This is a genomic window from Schnuerera sp. (assembly GCF_035459645.1).
GTDB lineage: Bacteria > Bacillota > Clostridia > Tissierellales > Tepidimicrobiaceae > Schnuerera.
This window is the reverse complement of the sequence record NZ_DATHXO010000291.1, coordinates 1-1,825: the sequence shown is the minus strand read 5'-3', so window position 1 is coordinate 1,825 and position 1,825 is coordinate 1. Positions and strand designations below refer to the sequence as shown.

The window sequence follows — 1,825 nt, the reverse complement described above, 5'->3', positions numbered from 1 at the left end:
ATCTGGATTTATACTAGTTATAACTGGGTTTTCGTCCTCCGTTGGTGCAACGAATTCTACAAAATCAGTTCTTCTCTCTAAAAGTCCATATTGGCTAGAGTTTCTAATAGGGTTTTGTACCACTACATCTGCTTTGCCTATGTTGGTTATTTCTCTTCCTTCTGGCAATATTATAATTATCTTATTCCCTACTTCATTGTTTTGGGTACCATCAAGCTCATTGCCTCTATTGTCTAAAATTTTTATATCTAAATTTGGTTCTACATTTTTATCTAAGGTTATCTCTCCTATTTGGATTCGAGGGTATCTTATTACTTCATTGCCCTTGTCATCTATATATTTATGAACCATGAAATTCTGTCCATGGATAGCTATCATTCTATCTTCTGGTACCTCATATCTTCCATTGGATTCAACTACTTGGATTTTATCTGGAACTATAGCATTTATAGTCGGTTTTAATTTGCTAAGTATATAGGTATAGCCTTTTTTCAACTCTGCCCTTTCTCTAATTACTATGGTGGTTCCATCCTGTTTAGTCAGTGTAGTAGTAGTTTCCACTACTACATCTTTAACTGGATTAGTATCTCCATCGGTTACCTGAGCTGTACGTACAGTCATCTTGTCTAAATCTTTATTAAAACTTACATCAAATTCATCTGCATCTTCTTTTGTTAAAAAGACAGCCTCCCCACCTATAATTACCTTAATAGCCCTTTCGGCTTCAGTAATATCTATAGCATTAGTTCCTTCTCCGTATTCCCCAGAACCATAGGACACTCTTAAAGTCCTAGGGTTGTTGATGTCTGTCTCCGTTGTTATTTCTTGAGCTTCTTCGTCATCAGGAATAAACTCAGGAATATTCAAAGTACCAAAGAATTGACCAGTAATCGTAGTCACAGAGCCTGAATCTGGTCCTCTATTAGGTTGTACATCTAATATTTTAGATTTTATGCTTCCATCTACAATGGTGAATCTTTGGTCTAATATTTTTTCTTGAGTTACATATTTCATTGGATCTTTTCCATCTACAGTATTAGTCAGTACAACATAGTACTCCCCTAGGGGTAGTTCCGGTACTTCTACTGTCAGTACATTATATTCCTGTTGGTCTTTCACAACTTTTGTCTGGAATGTCCTACTCTTACCTTTGTTCTCTTCTTTATAATGATCAGTGCCATCAATATCCTTCAAAAAGAATACATCGTACTCTTGTAGGTCTCTGTTGCCTCCTGTATAGGGAGCTTCAAAAAATACCGTCTCTCCTGCCACACCTCTAGTAGGTCTCATTTCTAAATGGTCTACTTCTATTTGTTGGTATAAATTGAACTGATCTTTATAGGTGTAGGTAATACTTATATTCACTTCTACATTTTGGTTGTTGTCGTTAAAATCATAATAATCTTTTGTTTCTTTTTTAAATATTATATTCTGCAATCCTAAGTTCCCTGTTAAACCTATTATTTCAACTTCTGTAGGATTGGTAAAATTATAAAATGGTATCTCTATAGCATTCCCCATATGTTCATGGTAGGCTTTTATATCATAGCCATCTATCTGGTCAAAATTGCTTCCCTTTAATGCTAATGTACCTGTATTACTTTCTACTTTTCTAGAAACCTGGGATAAGCTGGGCATCAATCCTTCATCTATTTTAATTTCTGCTGAACCTATCCTCAGAATATCTCCTACCTCATCTTCTTCTAAATCAAATTGGAGCATTGTTTCCTGATTTATAGAAGGTCTAGGCAAAGGTTTAGCCCCTTCATTGGTAATTATACTTACGGGAGCATCTTTAAGAAACTTACCTCTTACAAGGATCCGC

At 35.3% G+C, this 1,825-nt stretch carries 1 protein-coding gene; it reads right to left on the bottom strand.

What is annotated here, in order from left to right; all coding sequences use genetic code 11:
• Positions 1-1,825: hypothetical protein (locus tag VK998_RS06880; protein ID WP_325226872.1), on the bottom strand; the 1,825-nt coding region annotated here is incomplete at both ends.